Source organism: Aeromonas sp. QDB11, assembly GCF_027705265.1.
GTDB classification, from domain to species: Bacteria; Pseudomonadota; Gammaproteobacteria; order Enterobacterales; family Aeromonadaceae; genus Aeromonas; species Aeromonas allosaccharophila.
Genome location: NZ_JAPDBM010000013.1, coordinates 67,335 through 83,224 on the forward strand (window position 1 = coordinate 67,335; position 15,890 = coordinate 83,224).

Annotated in this window: 17 protein-coding genes; 5 read left to right on the forward strand and 12 right to left on the reverse strand. The window is 57.6% G+C overall.

All coding sequences use genetic code 11. The features are described from left to right. Positions 1 to 117: 117 nt before the first annotated feature. Together OKC40_RS06575 and OKC40_RS06580 are read left to right on the forward strand one after the other, a co-directional pair. A complete protein-coding gene (locus OKC40_RS06575; RefSeq protein ID WP_042656282.1) occupies positions 118 to 729 on the forward strand; it encodes an AhpA/YtjB family protein in 612 nt (203 codons plus the stop codon). A 66-nt stretch (positions 730 to 795) separates the two neighbouring features. After that, complete coding sequence (locus tag OKC40_RS06580) at positions 796 to 2,661, forward strand: sensor domain-containing diguanylate cyclase (RefSeq protein WP_270794544.1); 1,866 nt, start codon at positions 796 to 798, stop codon at positions 2,659 to 2,661. A gap of 75 nt (positions 2,662 to 2,736) precedes the next feature. On the opposite strand, the gene deoD is transcribed toward OKC40_RS06580, so the two are convergent. From deoD to OKC40_RS06615, 7 genes are all read right to left on the reverse strand, one after another. Continuing rightward, on the reverse strand, positions 2,737 to 3,453 hold the full coding sequence (deoD, locus tag OKC40_RS06585) for a purine-nucleoside phosphorylase (RefSeq protein ID WP_033135484.1): 717 nt from the start codon (positions 3,451 to 3,453) through the stop codon (positions 2,737 to 2,739). Between the two features lie 75 nt (positions 3,454 to 3,528). Further along, positions 3,529 to 4,737 carry a phosphopentomutase gene (locus tag OKC40_RS06590; RefSeq protein ID WP_270794545.1) on the reverse strand — a complete coding sequence of 403 codons (1,209 nt, stop codon included), beginning with the start codon at positions 4,735 to 4,737 and terminating at the stop codon, positions 3,529 to 3,531. Positions 4,738 to 4,751: 14 nt separating this feature from the next. Further along, positions 4,752 to 6,083, reverse strand: a complete 1,332-nt coding sequence (deoA, locus tag OKC40_RS06595; RefSeq protein ID WP_042656279.1) for a thymidine phosphorylase — start codon at positions 6,081 to 6,083, stop codon at positions 4,752 to 4,754. Between the two features lie 109 nt (positions 6,084 to 6,192). Beyond that, positions 6,193 to 6,966 carry a deoxyribose-phosphate aldolase gene (deoC, locus tag OKC40_RS06600; RefSeq protein ID WP_058053951.1) on the reverse strand — a complete coding sequence of 258 codons (774 nt, stop codon included), beginning with the start codon at positions 6,964 to 6,966 and terminating at the stop codon, positions 6,193 to 6,195. Positions 6,967 to 7,390: 424 nt separating this feature from the next. Then, on the reverse strand, positions 7,391 to 7,561 hold the full coding sequence (locus OKC40_RS06605) for a XapX domain-containing protein (RefSeq protein ID WP_005340467.1): 171 nt from the start codon (positions 7,559 to 7,561) through the stop codon (positions 7,391 to 7,393). Between the two features lie 125 nt (positions 7,562 to 7,686). After that, positions 7,687 to 8,961: a NupC/NupG family nucleoside CNT transporter gene (locus OKC40_RS06610; RefSeq protein WP_058053950.1), complete on the reverse strand. Its 1,275-nt coding sequence runs from the start codon at positions 8,959 to 8,961 to the stop codon at positions 7,687 to 7,689. A gap of 216 nt (positions 8,962 to 9,177) precedes the next feature. Beyond that, positions 9,178 to 9,957, reverse strand: a complete 780-nt coding sequence (locus tag OKC40_RS06615) for a TatD family hydrolase (RefSeq protein ID WP_270794546.1) — start codon at positions 9,955 to 9,957, stop codon at positions 9,178 to 9,180. 41 nt (positions 9,958 to 9,998) lie between these two features. On the opposite strand from OKC40_RS06615, the gene OKC40_RS06620 reads away from it, so the two are divergent. Further along, a complete protein-coding gene (locus OKC40_RS06620) occupies positions 9,999 to 10,640 on the forward strand; it encodes a type II secretion system protein (RefSeq protein WP_270794548.1) in 642 nt (213 codons plus the stop codon). 324 nt (positions 10,641 to 10,964) lie between these two features. On the opposite strand, the gene luxS is transcribed toward OKC40_RS06620, so the two are convergent. From luxS to OKC40_RS06640, 4 genes are read right to left on the reverse strand one after another with little or no spacing between them, the layout of a single operon-like run. Beyond that, positions 10,965 to 11,474, reverse strand: coding sequence for an S-ribosylhomocysteine lyase (gene luxS, locus OKC40_RS06625; RefSeq protein WP_005340462.1), 510 nt, complete (start codon positions 11,472 to 11,474; stop codon positions 10,965 to 10,967). A gap of 18 nt (positions 11,475 to 11,492) precedes the next feature. Next, positions 11,493 to 12,086, reverse strand: a complete 594-nt coding sequence (locus tag OKC40_RS06630; RefSeq protein WP_322112510.1) for a transglycosylase SLT domain-containing protein — start codon at positions 12,084 to 12,086, stop codon at positions 11,493 to 11,495. A 59-nt stretch (positions 12,087 to 12,145) separates the two neighbouring features. Continuing rightward, on the reverse strand, positions 12,146 to 12,484 hold the full coding sequence (gene glnB / locus OKC40_RS06635; protein ID WP_005308848.1) for a nitrogen regulatory protein P-II: 339 nt from the start codon (positions 12,482 to 12,484) through the stop codon (positions 12,146 to 12,148). Between the two features lie 9 nt (positions 12,485 to 12,493). Beyond that, positions 12,494 to 14,116: an NAD+ synthase gene (locus OKC40_RS06640; RefSeq protein ID WP_270794549.1), complete on the reverse strand. Its 1,623-nt coding sequence runs from the start codon at positions 14,114 to 14,116 to the stop codon at positions 12,494 to 12,496. 11 nt (positions 14,117 to 14,127) lie between these two features. Here OKC40_RS06640 and OKC40_RS06645 point away from each other — a divergent pair, with 11 nt between their 5' ends. Further along, the gene (locus OKC40_RS06645) at positions 14,128 to 14,781 is read left to right on the forward strand and encodes a GspH/FimT family pseudopilin (protein WP_270794551.1); all 654 of its coding nucleotides are present in this window, start codon (positions 14,128 to 14,130) and stop codon (positions 14,779 to 14,781) included. A 98-nt stretch (positions 14,782 to 14,879) separates the two neighbouring features. Beyond that, positions 14,880 to 15,407, forward strand: coding sequence for a GspH/FimT family protein (locus tag OKC40_RS06650; RefSeq protein ID WP_058053945.1), 528 nt, complete (start codon positions 14,880 to 14,882; stop codon positions 15,405 to 15,407). A gap of 27 nt (positions 15,408 to 15,434) precedes the next feature. Here OKC40_RS06650 and tapY2 read toward each other — a convergent pair whose 3' ends face one another. Continuing rightward, positions 15,435 to 15,716, reverse strand: coding sequence for a type IVa secretion system protein TapY2 (gene tapY2, locus OKC40_RS06655; RefSeq protein ID WP_058053944.1), 282 nt, complete (start codon positions 15,714 to 15,716; stop codon positions 15,435 to 15,437). Positions 15,717 to 15,890 lie beyond the last annotated feature (174 nt).

The window sequence follows — 15,890 nt, forward strand, 5'->3', positions numbered from 1 at the left end:
GGATACGCCTTCCTTGGTGATCAGGGGGTTAACAATGCTGGCCCAGAGTAGCGTATTGCTTTTTGTACAGGCAAGCGCCAAGATCCCGCCACTCCTTGTCACCATGAGGTCTCACGCTTGCAGCGTCATCTTCCCATCAAACGTGTTCTCAGCCTGGCCGCCGGCATTTTGCTCGGCTGCTGGGTACTCGGCGTGCTCATCCATATGCAGGGTGAAAGCCAGGCGTCACTGCACAGCGAAGCGCGCAACCGGGCGCAGGCGCTGGTCGCCTATGCCGCCCGCGACATGAAACGCTGGATCAAGGAAGACAAAAGCAGCGAGCTGGAGCGGCTGGCGCGGGATCTGGCGGCCGAGCCGGAGATCCTCGATGTCACCCTCTATGACGGACGCGGCATTCCCCTCGCCCAGTCTGAGCAAGCGGTGCCGCTGGAGAGCCTGCTGCCCATCGGCAGTGACAACAAGTCGCTGCCGGATCTGGGCAAGGGGCGGATCCAGTTCGTACAGGAGATCCTCGATGGCGCTCAGACCATCGGCTACCTGCGCATCACCCTGGAAGAGCAAAAGCTGCTGGCAGACAAGGATACCCGGCTCAAAGTTGTGCAGGAGAAACAGCGGCTGATGCTGCTGGTTGCCCTGCTGGCCGGGCTACTCATCTCCTATGGCGTGCGTCGCAACTACATGCGGGTGCGCAAACACAAGAAAAAGAGCAAACCTGCCGATCAGCCGTAGACCGGCGCAGATCCCCCTGCCACCTTGTATATATATCCTTGATGGCACAACCAGCAGGAGAGCTGCATGATTGCCCCCACTTTACCCGTGGATGAAGAGAGTCGGCTGGCACGACTGCGGATCCTCGGGCTGCTCGACCGCGAGCCCATCGCCCAGCTGGATCGCCTGACCCGCCTCATCAGCCGCCATTTTGATCTGCCCGTGGCACTGGTCTCCCTGACCGATGTGGATCGCCAGTGGTTTCTCTCCCACACCGGCATCCCGCTGTGCGAAATCAGCCGGGAGCACTCCTTCTGTGGCCACGCCATTTTGCAGCCCGGCATCATGCAGGTGCCGGATGCCCGTATCGATCCCCGCTTTGCCGACAACCCGCTGGTGCTCGGCCCACCCCATGTGGTGTTCTACGCCGGTCGCCCCCTGCGGGCGCTGGACGGGGTGGTGCTCGGCACCCTCTGTCTGGTAGACAGCAAGCCGCGCACCCTCGATGAGGCGCAGCGCCAGGATCTCGATGATTTCGGCCTGCTGGTAGAGAGCACCCTGCACGATCTCGAGCGGCGCCATCAGGTACGCAGCCTCAGCAACGTGCTGGAAGATCAGGAGCATCTCTTCACCCAGACCTTCAACCAGTCGGCGGTCGGCATGGCGCTCTCCTCTATGGAGGGGGTGTGGCTCAAAGCCAATCCGGGACTGCAACAGCTGCTCGGTTATCGCGAACAGGAGATGCTGAATCAAACCTGGCAAGCCATGACCCATCCCGACGATCTGCCGCGAGAGTTGCCGCTCTTTCAAGAGCTGATCGATGGCAAGCGCCAGCACTACCGGCTGGAGAAGCGGATGTTGCGTGCCGATGGCCGCCACTGTTGGGTACAACTGAGCGTAACCCTGTGCAAGAGCCGCACCGTGGCCCCCCATCTGATCGCCGTGTTTGCCGATCTCACCGAGCGCAAGCTGGCCGAAGAGAAGCTGCTACAGCTGCAGCTGGGGCTGGCGATGCAGGTGCGAGAACGCACCCGCGAGCAGTCGGCAACCGTCGAGCAACTGCACATCGCAGTGGCCGAGGTGGAGCGCAACCGTGCCCGACTGCGCGCCATCACCGACGGCCTGCCGGTCACCATCAGCATGCTCTCGCCAGAGGGGCGCTACCTGTTTGCCAATCAGGCTTACTGCCGCTATTTCGGGCTCGATCCCGAACGTATGCTGGATATGAGCGCGCGGGAAGTGATCGGTGAAGCCGCCTATGCCAATGCCATGACCTATCTCGCCCGGGCACAGGCGGGGGAGCAGGTGAGCTTCGAATACCGCTTCGAGCTGCCCATCGGCCCGCGCGATCTCAAGATCACCATGATCCCGAGCCGGGGCGACGAGGCCGGGATCTATATCCTGGGTGCCGATATCACCCAGTTCAAGGCGCTGCAGAGCCAGCTTGAACATGATGCCAGCCACGACCCGCTCACCACCCTGCCCAACCGGCGCGCGTTCACCCTGCGCCTGACCCGCGAGCTGGAGCGGGTACACCATGACGGGGAGGCGCTCGGCCTGCTGTTTCTCGATCTGGATGGCTTCAAGGAGATCAACGACCGGCTGGGACACCATGTGGGGGACGCCCTGCTGCACCGCTTCGCCAGCGTGCTCTGTGCCGAAGTGCGTCCCGGCGACATGGTGGCCCGCCTCGCAGGCGACGAATTCACCATCATACTGCCCGACTTGCGCCACCCGGAGCAGGAGCTGCCAGCCCTCTGCGAGCGGCTGCTGACCGCCATGGCCGAACCCTGGGATGTGGCTGGCCACCGGTTGCCGCTGGCGGGCAGCATTGGCGGGGCGCTCTGCCGTTCAGGGCAGCACTGCCACATCGACGAGCTGCTGCATCGGGCGGATGCCGCCATGTATCGGGCCAAGCTGGCAGGCAAGGGGCGCTTCGCCCTCGACCTATGACTCCAGCCTCAGAAATGCAAAACGGCGGCCCGAAGGCCGCCGTTTTCATTCAACTTGTCATGCCACTACGACAGATTACTTGTCGCCCAGCAGGACGGAGTCCAGCGCGATCTCGATCATGTCGTTGAAGGTCAGCTGACGCTCTTCGGCAGTGGTCTGCTCGCCGGTACGGATATGGTCGGAGACGGTACAGATGGTCAGAGCCTTGGCACCGTACTCTGCAGCCACGCCGTAGATACCGGCCGCTTCCATCTCGACACCCAGGATGCCGTATTTTTCCATGACGTCGAACATGGAGGGATCCGGGGTGTAGAACAGGTCGGCGGAGAAGATGTTACCAACGCGCACCGGAGTGCCCTTGTTCTTGGCAGCCTGAACAGCATTGGCAACCAGGTCGAAGTCGGCGATGGCAGCGAAGTCGTGATCCTTGAAACGCAGACGGTTTACTTTGGAATCGGTGCAGGCACCCATACCGATCACCACGTCACGCAGTTTCACATCTTCACGCACGGCACCGCAGGAGCCCACGCGGATCAGGGTCTTAACACCGTAATCGGTGATCAGCTCTTTTGCGTAGATGGAGCAGGACGGGATACCCATGCCGTGACCCATGACGGAGATACGACGGCCCTTGTAGGTACCGGTAAAGCCGAACATGTTGCGCACGTCGCAGATCTGCTCGACGTTCTCCAGGAAAGTTTCAGCGATGTACTTGGCGCGCAGGGGGTCGCCCGGCATCAGCACGGTATCAGCAAAGGCGCCATCTTTCGCATTGATATGAGGAGTTGCCATTCTCTTGATTCCTTCACACAGGTTGAGTTTTATTGTTTTATAAATTGCCCGCCGCCGAAGTGGCGGGCGGGTAAATTACAGGAAGCTGGTACCGTATGCCAGTTTCGGCAGACCGTGGTAAGCCGCGATGCTCTGGCCGATATCGGCAAAGGTCTCGCGACGACCGACGGAGCCGGCCTTGACCGGCTTGCCGAAGAACAGCACCGGAATGTATTCACGGGTGTGGTCGGTGCCACCCCAGGTCGGGTCGCAACCGTGGTCAGCGGTCAGCACCACCACGTCGCCATCCTGCATCTGCTCGAACAGCTCCGGCAGGCGGGAGTCGAAGTACTCCAGCGCATCGGCGTAACCCTTCACGTCACGACGGTGGCCGTAAGAGGAGTCGAAGTCCACAAAGTTGGTGAAGACGATGGTGTTGTCACCGGCGGCTTTCACCTCTTCCAGAGTACGATCCCATAGCTCAACCAGACCTGTACCTTTCACCTTCTTGGTGATGCCCTGCTCGGCATAGATGTCGGCGATCTTGCCGATGGAGACCACCTGGCCACCCGCATCTTTCATGTAGTCCAGCACGGTCGGCGCCGGCGGCAGCACTGAGTAGTCGTGACGGTTGCCGGTACGCTTGAAGTTGCCCTTGCCAGTGCCCACGAACGGACGCGCAATCACGCGCCCGATGTTGTAGGGCTCCAGCAGCTCGCGCACGATGTGGCACAGCTCATAGAGCTTCTCGAGGCCGTAGGTCTCTTCGTGGCAGGCAATCTGGAACACGGAGTCGGCAGAGGTGTAGAGGATCGGCTTGCCGGTCTTCATGTGCTCTTCGCCCAGATCATCCAGCACCTGGGTACCGGAGGCGTGGCAGTTGCCCAGATAGCCCGGCAGACCGGCCTTCTCGACGATGGCGTCCAGCAGCTCCTGCGGGAAGCTGTTGTGGTGATCCTTGAAGTAGCCCCACTCGAACAGCACGGGCACACCGGCGATCTCCCAGTGACCGGACGGGGTGTCCTTGCCGGAGGAGAGCTCCTGAGCAAAGCCATAGGCACCGACCACCTCGATATCTTTGTTCAGTCCTTCCGGGAAGTAGCCGGAGGCCTGCTCACAGGCGTGGCCCAAACCCAGCTTGTTGAGGTTCGGCAGATTGAGGGCACCGCGGCCTTCAATGTCACCTGCCGCACACGCCTTGGCGATATGGCCAAGGGTGTTGGCGCCCACATCTCCGAACTTCTCGGCGTCGGCAGCAGCGCCAATACCGAAAGAGTCCATCATCAGAATAAAGGTACGTTTCATGGGTCTTCCCCTTGTTACAAATCAGCCAGGGTGATACGGCGGTACACTTCAGGCAGTGCCTGTGGCCGCTCGCCACCAATCCGGACAGCCGCCTGCACCATGCTGGCAGCCTGAGCATATTGCTCTTCAGTCTGAGCGTGGATCATCGCGATCGGCTTGTCAGCATCGACGCTTTGACCCAGGCGGATAAAGTCGGTCAGACCGACCGCATAATCAAGTTTGTCACCGGCAGCGCGGCGACCACCGCCCATTGCGACCACGGCCAGACCCAGCTCGCGGGTATCCATGGCGGTCACGAAACCGCTGTTGGCCGCAAAGACCGGGCGCACGATGGCCGCTTTCGGCAGGTAAGCGTCATAACGCTCCATGAAATCGGCCGGACCACCGAGGCCAGTCACCATGCGACCGAAGATCTCGGCCGCCTTGCCGTTATCCAGCACCGCCTGCAGTTTGCGGCGGGCATCGCTGTCGTCGCTGGCTAGACCGGCGGAGATCAGCATCTCGGCGCACAGCGCCATGGTCACTTCGTGGATGCGCGGGTTGCGGTATTCACCGGTCAGGTAGCGCACCGCTTCGCGCACTTCCACCGCGTTACCGGCGCTGGAGGCCAGCACCTGGTTCATGTCGGTGAGCAGCGCAGAGGTGCGGCAACCGGCACCGTTGGCCACGGCCACGATGCTCTTGGCCAGCTCTTCGGACGCTTCGAAGGTCGGCATAAAGGCGCCGGAACCCACTTTCACATCCATTACCAGTGCTTCGAGCCCGGAGGCAAGCTTCTTGGAGAGGATGGAGCCGGTGATCATCGCGATGGATTCAACGGTGGCGGTGATGTCCCGTACTGCATAGATACGCTTGTCAGCGGGGGCGAGATCGCCGGTCTGGCCGATGATGGCGACACCCGCCTCTTTCACCACTTTCAGGAAACGATCGTTATCGACCGAGGTCTGGTAGCCGGGAATGGCATCCAGCTTGTCCAGTGTACCGCCGGTGTGGCCCAGGCCACGACCGGAGATCATCGGCACGAAACCGCCGCACGCCGCAACCATCGGGCCAAGCATCAGAGAGACCACATCACCCACACCGCCGGTGGAGTGCTTGTCGACAATCGGGCCACCCAGGTTCAGGTGATCCCAGGTCAGTACCATGCCGGAGTCACGCATGGCACAGGTCAGGGCAACCCGCTCATCCATGGTCATGTCTTTGAAGTAGACCGCCATCGCCAGCGCGGCAATCTGCCCCTCGCCGATGGTGTTGTTGGTAATGCCCTGAATGAAGAATTGAATTTCTTGGGTACTGAGCGCTTCACCGTTGCGCTTCTTGCGAATAATTTCTTGAGGCAAAAACATCTTTCATTCCCTCCGCCATTGCTGGCGTCAAACAAGCCTGGATCCTTGCCCGCACACCGCATGGTGGGGGCTAGACAGGGCGGGAGTCCCCCGCCCTCTCATCAACTTATTAGTAACCGCTGGTGTTGGCCGGCTTGTCGCCGTGCCCCAGTGTTGCCAGCAAGCTGGCCAGCAGGCTGGATGCGCCGAAGCGGAAGGTGCGGGCGGATACCCAGTCCTTGCCGAGGATCTCTTCGGCCATGGCCAGGTACTGACCGGCAACGGCTGCGTCTTTCACGCCACCAGCAGGCTTGAAGCCGACTTTCGGATTCTTGGCCTTGATCACTTCCATCATGATGCGCGCCGCTTCCGGAGTCGCATTGACCGGCACCTTGCCGGTGGAGGTCTTGATGAAGTCGGCACCGGCATCGATACAGATCTCGGAAGCGCGACGGATCAGCGCCTCTTCTTTCAGCTCGCCAGTTTCGATGATCACTTTCAGCAGCACCTTGGCGCCACAGGCTTCTTTACAAGCTTTGACCAGATCAAAACCGATCTGTTCATTGCCCGCCATGAAGGCACGGTACGGGAATACCACGTCCACTTCGTCGGCACCGTAGGCGACAGCGGCACGGGTTTCGGCCACGGCGATCTCGATGTCGTCGTTGCCGTGAGGGAAGTTGGTCACGGTCGCAATGCGCACGTCGGCAGCGCCGATCTCACGCAGGGTCTTGCGAGCGATAGGGATAAAACGGGGATAGATGCAGACGGCGGCAGTCAGGCCAGCCGGTGACTTGGCCTTGCGGCACAGGTCGATCACCTTCTGATCGGTGTCGTCATCGTTCAGGGTGGTCAGGTCCATCAGGTTCAGGGCGCGCTGGGCGGCCACTTTCAGATCAGTCATTCTGTTCTCCAAAGTCTCGATTTAATCCAGATAACCGGGCACCACCAGACCATCCAGCGATGGATGCACAGGCAGTAATCCCCAGCTATACGGGAATGGAATTACAGTGCGAAGGCACCGCCACTATCCGGATGCCATTCAAAGCACCCTGCAGGCACTGCGACTGTAAATAAGGCAAGAGCCCTGTCACTTTCTTACAAAAGTGCGGACTTGGTTCCATGAAGACTTGAGAAAGGCCGACAACATCTGACCCGACTTCCCAATCAATTCCATTTGACCGCCAACACCCGATTTCATCGAGTATTAGTCATTGCCAGCACCCTGCTGGCAACGCCTATTTCAGCCGAGATACCCCCTGTTTGCAAGCCGGATTTGCCAATTTCAGAGGTACCTCACATCTGGCAAATCCAGGTCTAAAAAAGCCTTACGAAAAGAAGCGAGTCAGGATCCAGGAGTAGGCCAATCCCCCCAGATAGACCCCGACGATCCCCATTACCCCGGACAAAACGGGTGGTGCAGGGATCGGTAATTTGAGGAAAGAAAACAACAAACCGACTATAAAGCCAGCCACCATCGCCAGTAGCACTTCATTCATATAACCTCCGATTTGACTCATTTTATTATTAGTTTAGATAGGAAAACGGTTGTCACCGATCCATACGCGAACGCCACGGCAGATGCCGTGGCGTTCGTGTTTATACCCTGTCAATCAGGCCGCTATTACATAGCGGAGAGAGCCAGGAAGAAGCCTGCGATAGTGGCAGACATCAGGTTGGACAGAGAGCCAGCCAGTACGGCTTTCAGACCAAAACGTGCAATGGTGCCGCGGCGGTTCGGTGCCATCGACCCCAGACCACCCAGCAGGATGGCAACGGAGGAGAGGTTGGCAAAACCACACAGGGCAAAGGAGATGATCGCCTTGGTGTGGGCAGACATGGCCACGCCGTTGATCAGCACTTCATCTTTCAGGTACGGAGCGAAGTTCAGGTAGGCAACAAACTCGTTCACCACCAGCTTCTGACCGATGAAGGAACCCGCCACGATGGCTTCATTCCAGGGCACACCGATCAGGAAGGCCAGCGGGGAGAAGATCCAGCCCAGCAGCAGTTCCAGGGAGAGTTGCGGATAACCGAACCAGCCACCCACACCGGAGAAGATGCCGTTGATCATGGCGATCAGACCGATGAAGGCCAGCAGCATGGCGCCGACGTTCAGGGCCAGTTGCATACCGGCAGAGGCGCCAGCAGCGGCAGCGTCAATGACGTTGGCAGGCTTGTCGTCCAGCTCGGCATCGGCAGAGCTTTCGTCGTAGTTCGGGGTCTCGGTCTCGGGAACCAGCAGCTTGGCAAACAGCAGACCACCCGGAGCAGCCATGAAGGAGGCAGCAATCAGGTACTCCATCTTGACGCCCATGGAGGCGTAACCAGCCAGTACGGAACCGGCAACGGAAGCCAGACCACCACACATGACGGCGAACAGCTCGGAGTCAGTCATCTTGGAGATGTAGGGACGAACCACCAGCGGCGCTTCGGTCTGACCGACGAAGATGTTGGCAGTTGCAGAGAGGGATTCGGTGCGGGAAGTACCCAGCACTTTCTGCAGGCCACCGCCCAGCAACTTGATGACCACCTGCATGATGCCCAGGTAGTAGAGCACGGCAATCAGGGAAGAGAAGAAGATGATGACCGGCAGAACACGGAAGGCAAAGATAAAGCCGCCGCCACCGAACACTTCAAACATCTTGTTGCTGACCAGACCGCCGAACAGGAATTCGATCCCGTTCTGGCCGTAGCTGATCACGCTGGATACCGCGTCGGACACACCGACCAGGATATCGCGACCAACCGGCACATAGAGTACGAACGCACCCAGACCGGCTTGAATTACGAACGCACCGACAACGGTACGCACGTTGATTGCCTTGCGATTGCTGGAGAACAGCACCGCGATAAGGACGAGCGTCGCCATCCCTACCAGACCCATGAACAAATTCATTATTATCTTCCTCTAGTAGCACCTGGCTTGTTAGCGAGTTGTTATTAAACCCAACTAATCAAGGGGAGCGCATTATACTAATTAAAGTCCGATAAAATAGAATGCTGGTCACATTTTATCGTTATCAAAATGTCCAAGCGTCACAAAATTAGACAGCAAACGATTTTTACGCTCGTTTTTTTTCCTGATAACTTAATCATGTGTTGCGGGTTTGTTTCATGGCAATTGATCATGATGGAAAATATGCCGGGCAGTTTCAAATAACACCTTTGCAACATCCGCCGATGATTCCCTCCGCAACGTCATCAATATTTCCGCTATTTTCGGCAGCGCTTCCGGGGTATTTCGGGTGCCTTGTTCACCTTGCAGCGGCATATCGGGCGAGTCGGTTTCCAGCACCAGGGCCTCAAGCGGCATGGCCCGAAATACCTCTCGCGTCTTGTTCGCGCGCTCAAAACTGATCACCCCGCCCACTCCGAGTCGAAAGCCCAGTTGCCAGAAGGCCTCCGCCTGCTGCAACGAACCGCTGAAGGCGTGGATCACCCCGCCACATGGCGGCTTGAAGCGGCGCAAGACCTTGACCACAGTGTCATTGGCGCGCACCGAGTGGATCATCAGGGGTAGCCCGGCATCGGCGGCCAGCCGGATCTGAGCCTCAAACAGCGCAAATTGCCCTTCCTGCGGCACCTGAGAGCGCAGATCCAGCCCGCACTCGCCAATGGCCACCAACCCGGCAGGCTGGCTCATCACCAGCGTTCGCAGCCGATCCATCACCCCTTCCCGCTGCTCACCGGCATACCAGGGATGAATGCCCAGGCCATAAAAGAGGCCGTCATGCTGATCTACCAGTGCCATCACACGAGTCCAGTTATCCTCTGCGATGGCAGGAATGATATACTCCATCACCCCCAATGCCCGACAACGGGCCAGCAGCGCCTCCCTGTCATGGTCAAACACCGGAAAGTCGAGATGGCAATGGGTATCTATCAGCTGCATATCACTCACACCTGTTTGCGGTCTTTAATGGGTCATTGAACATGATGAACAACAGAAACAACGGCTTTACCCTGATTGAACTGGTGCTGGTGATCATAGTGCTGGGGATCCTGGCCGTCACCGCCCTGCCCCGCTTTATCAATATCAAGGATGATGCCCTGAAAAGCACGGTCTCAGCGACCGCTGGCAGCTTTGCCAGTGCGGTACAGCTTGCTCATGCTGGCTGGGCGGTGAAAGTGCAGGGGCAAGCGATCGCGCTCTACAACCTGAGCAGCTTTGGTAAAGGCGAAGTGGATATTAATCGATATGGTTGGCCAACGGGCTCGAAGGAAGACCAAGGGAGCGCGGGAAACGATAAACCATATCAGCCGGGCTCAGGTAACCATATATCAGTCAGCAATGATGATGACTGTGAATTGCTATTCAACGACCTACTTGATGGAGATCAAACAGTCACACCCATAGCTCCCAATGCTGTGAATATCCCAGAAGGGTTTGATTATCTATCCACCCAAGTTGGTTCAGGTCATCCAGATGAGGATGAAGACAACGAGAAACACAACAACTGCCGCTATATCCTGCGCGACTCAATCAACCGCTTCCAGACCAGCTCGGATTATCGAAACGGCCTCGGCTTTGAATACAACAGCGTTACCGGCGTCGTGACCCGCAATTTTGATTGAGTTCAGCCTCTTCAGCGCAAACTCGCTCTTTGCTTGAATCATCATCATAACGAACCGGCGTGCAGCAGCGCCGGTTCTCCTGAGTGAGCCCCCACTCTTCGCACCATGCGTCGTAACGGGCCAGCCAACGCAGCAATACCCCTTTCATCGTCACACCTCCGCCAACAGGTTCAGGTCAAAAACCATCCTAATCAGAGTCAGCAAGGGGAGCAAGTCATCCCCATTTTTGCGATCGGGCAAGATAAAAAGAGCCGGTCAGCATAGCTGACCGGCTCTTTTAACAGTCCACGAAGAGATTACCCGATGAGCTACGACTCATCCGCCTCACAGGCTCTTCAGCTTCTCTTCCGGCAGGGCCAGCTCGTCGTTGTGGTTAACACCGATCCCGCGCTCCAGCACATGACGGGCGATGGCGTGAGCTTCTTCCAGCGAGTGCATGCTGTAGGTGCCGCACTGATACTCGTTCAGCTCGGGGATCTTGGCCTGATCCTGCACGGTCAGCACGTCGCTCATGGCGGCCTGCCAGGCGGCGCCAACACGGGCTTCGTCCGGCGCACCGATCAGGCTCATGTAGAAGCCGGTACGGCAACCCATGGGGGAGATATCGATGATCTCCACGCCGTTGCCGTTCAGGTGGTCACGCATAAAACCGGCGAACAGGTGCTCCAGCGTATGGATACCGCGCTCGGAGAGGATCTCCTGGTTCGGCACACAGAAACGCAGGTCGAACACAGTAATGGTGTCCTTGTTCGGGGTCTGCATGGTCTTGGCCACACGCACCGCTGGCGCTTCCATACGGGTGTGGTCAACGGTAAAACTGTCCAATAACGGCATTTCTGACTCCTGATTTGGTTACCAGAACCAGCCCCCACGGGAGAGCTGCTCCTTGCATTGACGGTACTGGGCGCCGTAGCGCTGGGCGCGAGCTTCCACCTTGCGAGAGGTCTTCATCAACCACCCCTTGCTGCGATAGCTGCCACGCCGGTAGCCACCCCACCCTTCGTGATAGTTGAGGTACTGGCCATAGGCATCCCACTTGGAGGTGCCATTGAGCCGCTGGGCTTTGTTAGTGTACCAACCCATAAAATCGATGGCGTCGGCAAAGTCATCGCGGTCACTCCAGCTGTTGCCGGTTTCCCGCTGGTAATCCGCCCAGGTTTCATCTTTGACCTGAGCATAACCATAAGCCGAACTGGCCCGCCCGGTCGGGATGAAGAGGAAATACTGCATCGGCGGCTGGGCATCATGTACGTAAGAGGACTCCTGATACATCATTGCCATCACCACATGGATCGGCGTCCCCCACTTCTCGTTCATCTTGAGCGCGGCCTTGTGCCACTCCGGCTTCTCGCGAAAGATCTGGCACAGATTCTCCGGCTGAGCCGGTGGTCGGGTACTGCAGGCGGTCAGGCCCGCCAACAGGCTGGCCACCACCACGAAGCGCATCCACCCCATCAAATGAGGCCGCACTTCGCACCTCTGGTCAGGTAAAGAGATCGCCAAAGTCAAATCGCGTCTTCGTTCTCTTCGCCGGTACGGATACGAATGACGCGCTCCACCTCGCAGACGAAGATCTTGCCATCACCAATCTTGCCGGTACGGGCGGTGTTCTGGATGGCTTCCAGACAGGCGTCGAGATCCTCGTCCTGCACCACCAGCTCCACCTTCACTTTCGGCAGGAAGTCGACCATATATTCGGCGCCGCGATAGAGCTCGGTATGACCCTTCTGGCGGCCGAAGCCTTTGACTTCGGATACGGTCATGCCGTTGATGCCGATCTCGGCCAGGGCCTCGCGCACATCGTCCAGCTTGAACGGTTTGATGATGGCTTCAATCTTCTTCATGGTGACTCCTTACCAGTTCTGTTTGCCGAACCCGGATGTAATGGGGTAACGGCGATCCTTACCAAAGTTGCGAGCCGTAATACGGGGCCCGACCGCCGCCTGACGGCGCTTGTATTCGTTGAGATCCACCAGCCGGATCACCTTGCGCACCACCGCTTCCTCGAAGCCTTCTGCCACCATGTCGGCGACCGAGGCATCCTCTTCCACATAACGCTTGAGGATCGCATCGAGAATGTCGTAAGGGGGCAGACTGTCCTGATCCACCTGATCCGGCGCCAGCTCCGCTGAAGGAGGACGGTCGATAACCCGCTGCGGGATCACGTAGTCAACAGAGTTGCGATATTCGCACAATTTGAAGACCAGCGTCTTGGGCACATCTTTCAGCACGTCGAAACCGCCGGCCATGTCGCCGTACAGGGTGGCGTAGCCCACCGCCATCTCACTCTTGTTGCCGGTGGTCAGCACGATACGACGACGTTTGTTGGAAAGCGCCATCAGCAGCACACCGCGGCAGCGCGCCTGCAGGTTCTCTTCGGTAGTATCACGGGCCGTGCCTTCAAACAGCGGCGCCAGCTGGGTCATAAACCCTTCGAACATCGGCTCGATGGAGATGATGTTGAATTCAACCCCCATCCGCTCGGCCTGCTCTTTGGCATCTTCCACACTCATCTGGGCGGTGTAGCGGAACGGCATCATCACCGCCTGCACCTTGTCGGCGCCGATGGCATCGGCCGCGATAGCGAGTGTCAGAGCCGAGTCGATGCCGCCGGAGAGGCCCAGCACGGCGCCGTGGAAGCCGTTCTTGGTTATATAGTCGCGCACCGCCAGCACCAGCGCCTGATAGGTTTCGGCCAACGGCTCCAGCGGCGCAGCCGGTTCACACTCTTTCACCGGCTGACCATCGACAAAGCGCACCAGCGCCAGCTCTTCGGCAAACGGGGCGAGCTTGTGGGTTAACTCACCCTGACTGCTGAACACCTTGGAGCAGCCGTCGAAGATCAGCTCATCCTGGCCACAGACCTGATTGAGGTAGACCAGCGGCAGACCGGTCTGATCGCAGCGCTCAGCCATCAGCTCGCGGCGGATCCAGGGTTTCTCCTGATCGTAGGGCGACGCATTGATGGTGAGCAGCAACTCTGCCCCAGCCGCCTTGGCGGCCAGCGCCGGGCCCGGCTGCCACAGGTCTTCACAGATAAGCAGCCCCAGCTGGTGACCACGGAACGGCACCACGCAGGTCTCGCTTGCAGCGGTGAAGTAACGCTTCTCGTCAAACACGCCGTAGTTCGGCAAATCCTGCTTGAAGTAGCGTGCGACCAGCTTGCTTTGCTCGTAGAAGGAGGCGGCGTTGTAGAGTGCCTCCCCGTCGCGCCAGGGGTGACCCACCAGAATGGCGCAAGCCCCTTGCCATGCTGCGATGCGGGCTAAGGCGGCCTCCACCCGGATCATCAGATCGGCACGCAGCAGCAGATCTTCCGGCGGATAGCCGGTCAGGGCCAGCTCGGAACAGACCAGCAGATCAGCGCCTTGCTGCTCGGCCTGAGCCGCCGCAGCGAGCACTTTGTCAGTGTTATCTTCGATGGCGCCTACCGTCAGATTCAACTGGGCAAGCATCAGAGAGAGGGCTTTTGCCATGGCGATGCATCTTGAATTCGAAAATGATGGGGAATGATAAAGAAAAGGGGGGCAATCTGCCAGTTCAAGACGGGCGTAACCATGTGACAGCAATCAGCGGGAGAGATAAGCTGTATGTAGTCACGGAACGACAGGCCTTCGCAGATATGAAAAACGCCGGATTTACCCTTATGGAATTGATGATAGCCATTGCGCTGGGCGTCATTCTGCTGGGGATTGGTATTCCTTCCCTCTCCAACCTGCTTGGCAGCAATAATTTGGCGACCCAAGAAAAGAGCCTTCTCAACCACTTAAACTACGCCAGACAACAAGCCATCTCCAACCAGCAGACAGTCACTCTTTGCCTGACCACTCTCAACAATGCTACTGAGGAGTGCATACCAGCAGCTCAACATGGTGCGAATCGGCTACTCGCCTTTATCGATAGCAATAGTGATCTGAAGCTTAATGGCAGCGAGGTTACGCTTGCGGCAAGTCCCGAGTTTCCCGCAGAGCTGGCCATTTCTGCAGATGCACAGGCACTGCACTTCATCCCGGATGGCACCATTACTTCTGACAATACAGTCACTTTTTCACTCTGTATCAGCGGTGAAAAGGGCATTGAGATTGAAGTTATGCCTGCCGGACGTGCCCATAGCCAGGCAAGTGGTGCTGTATGCCCATGACAGGATTTGGCTACAGCTAAAAACACACCAGCGCAAAAGGATCCATTTCAATCCAATAACTATGATTAGAGTCTCCTTTGAACAAGGACTCATACGCTATGGTACGAAATGGATTTACCTTACTCGAGTTTTTGATATCGGCAAGCCTGACAACCATCCTGCTGACCTTGGGACTGCCGTCATTGGCGAATCTGCTGACAACAACCGACAGCGACATCTACACCAGAAACCTGCAGGATCATCTGATTTTCGGTCAACGGCAAGCCATCACACAGCAGCAACCAGTGACAGCATGTCTTGCCATGCCAGTCAGGAACTCCACAAAAGAAGGTTGTGTACTCGCAAATCAAACAGGCGCCCAGCGCATGCTTGTTTTTATCGACACCAATCAGGATCGCCAATTCGATATTGCAAGTGGCGATATCTTGTTATCAGCAACAGAACCCTTTCTTGAAAAACATACCGTCACTGCAAATCGACAATTTGTACGCTTTAGCCCAGATGGCACTGCGATTGGCACCAACATGACACTCCAGTTTTGTAGCGACCAGGCACCCCGAGTCGATATCATCATCTCGCCATCCGGTAGAAACAGAAGCGAAAAAAAGGGGCTGAGTTGTTCTTAGCCCCTATACCCTACTCTTCCAGCAGCGTTATCTGGGTTGGATTTCATCTTGTTTTTTTGCATCAGCCAGCGAAAAAGTGGCGGCCAAAGGAACACACTCGATTACCTCTGTGACAAGATGCACTACTCCATCAATTTCATAACCTTTCTGTTTAAACACCCTGACCAGATTTGCCTTGCTGGTATCAGCGACCGGTTGCTGCAACACCATCTGCACGCCACCTTCCAGAGTGACATAACATTTTATGTCTTCAGTTTGAGCCTGAACCAACAAGGGTAGGCCCACACACCAGAGCAGCATGCGTTTCATCCCTGTTCTCCTTCATAGAGATAAATTTTCTTGGGAGACATATCCATTTTTGCCTCCTCTGCACCTTGAGAGCATTCACCTTCGCCGGTACAACGTTCAGGGCTGACGCATCAGTGTTTATACTTTGAACAACCCCATACATTCGAACAAATATTGTTCATTCAGACAGCAGAG

What these genes read in the sequence shown, in the direction of transcription:
- deoD (WP_033135484.1), bottom strand. Translation starts at nt 3,453, where the DNA reads ATGGCAACTCCTCATATCAATGCGAAAGATGGCGCCTTTGCTGATACC.
- OKC40_RS06590 (WP_270794545.1), bottom strand. Translation starts at nt 4,737, where the DNA reads ATGAAACGTACCTTTATTCTGATGATGGACTCTTTCGGTATTGGCGCT.
- OKC40_RS06650 (WP_058053945.1), top strand. Translation starts at nt 14,880, where the DNA reads ATGGTACGAAATGGATTTACCTTACTCGAGTTTTTGATATCGGCAAGC.
- OKC40_RS06630 (WP_322112510.1), bottom strand. Translation starts at nt 12,086, where the DNA reads ATGCGCTTCGTGGTGGTGGCCAGCCTGTTGGCGGGCCTGACCGCCTGC.
- luxS (WP_005340462.1), bottom strand. Translation starts at nt 11,474, where the DNA reads ATGCCGTTATTGGACAGTTTTACCGTTGACCACACCCGTATGGAAGCG.
- deoA (WP_042656279.1), bottom strand. Translation starts at nt 6,083, where the DNA reads ATGTTTTTGCCTCAAGAAATTATTCGCAAGAAGCGCAACGGTGAAGCG.
- deoC (WP_058053951.1), bottom strand. Translation starts at nt 6,966, where the DNA reads ATGACTGATCTGAAAGTGGCCGCCCAGCGCGCCCTGAACCTGATGGAC.
- glnB (WP_005308848.1), bottom strand. Translation starts at nt 12,484, where the DNA reads ATGAAGAAGATTGAAGCCATCATCAAACCGTTCAAGCTGGACGATGTG.
- OKC40_RS06580 (WP_270794544.1), top strand. Translation starts at nt 796, where the DNA reads ATGATTGCCCCCACTTTACCCGTGGATGAAGAGAGTCGGCTGGCACGA.
- OKC40_RS06640 (WP_270794549.1), bottom strand. Translation starts at nt 14,116, where the DNA reads ATGGCAAAAGCCCTCTCTCTGATGCTTGCCCAGTTGAATCTGACGGTA.
- OKC40_RS06610 (WP_058053950.1), bottom strand. Translation starts at nt 8,961, where the DNA reads ATGAATTTGTTCATGGGTCTGGTAGGGATGGCGACGCTCGTCCTTATC.
- OKC40_RS06620 (WP_270794548.1), top strand. Translation starts at nt 9,999, where the DNA reads ATGATGAACAACAGAAACAACGGCTTTACCCTGATTGAACTGGTGCTG.
- OKC40_RS06605 (WP_005340467.1), bottom strand. Translation starts at nt 7,561, where the DNA reads ATGAATGAAGTGCTACTGGCGATGGTGGCTGGCTTTATAGTCGGTTTG.
- tapY2 (WP_058053944.1), bottom strand. Translation starts at nt 15,716, where the DNA reads ATGAAACGCATGCTGCTCTGGTGTGTGGGCCTACCCTTGTTGGTTCAG.
- OKC40_RS06615 (WP_270794546.1), bottom strand. Translation starts at nt 9,957, where the DNA reads ATGCAGCTGATAGATACCCATTGCCATCTCGACTTTCCGGTGTTTGAC.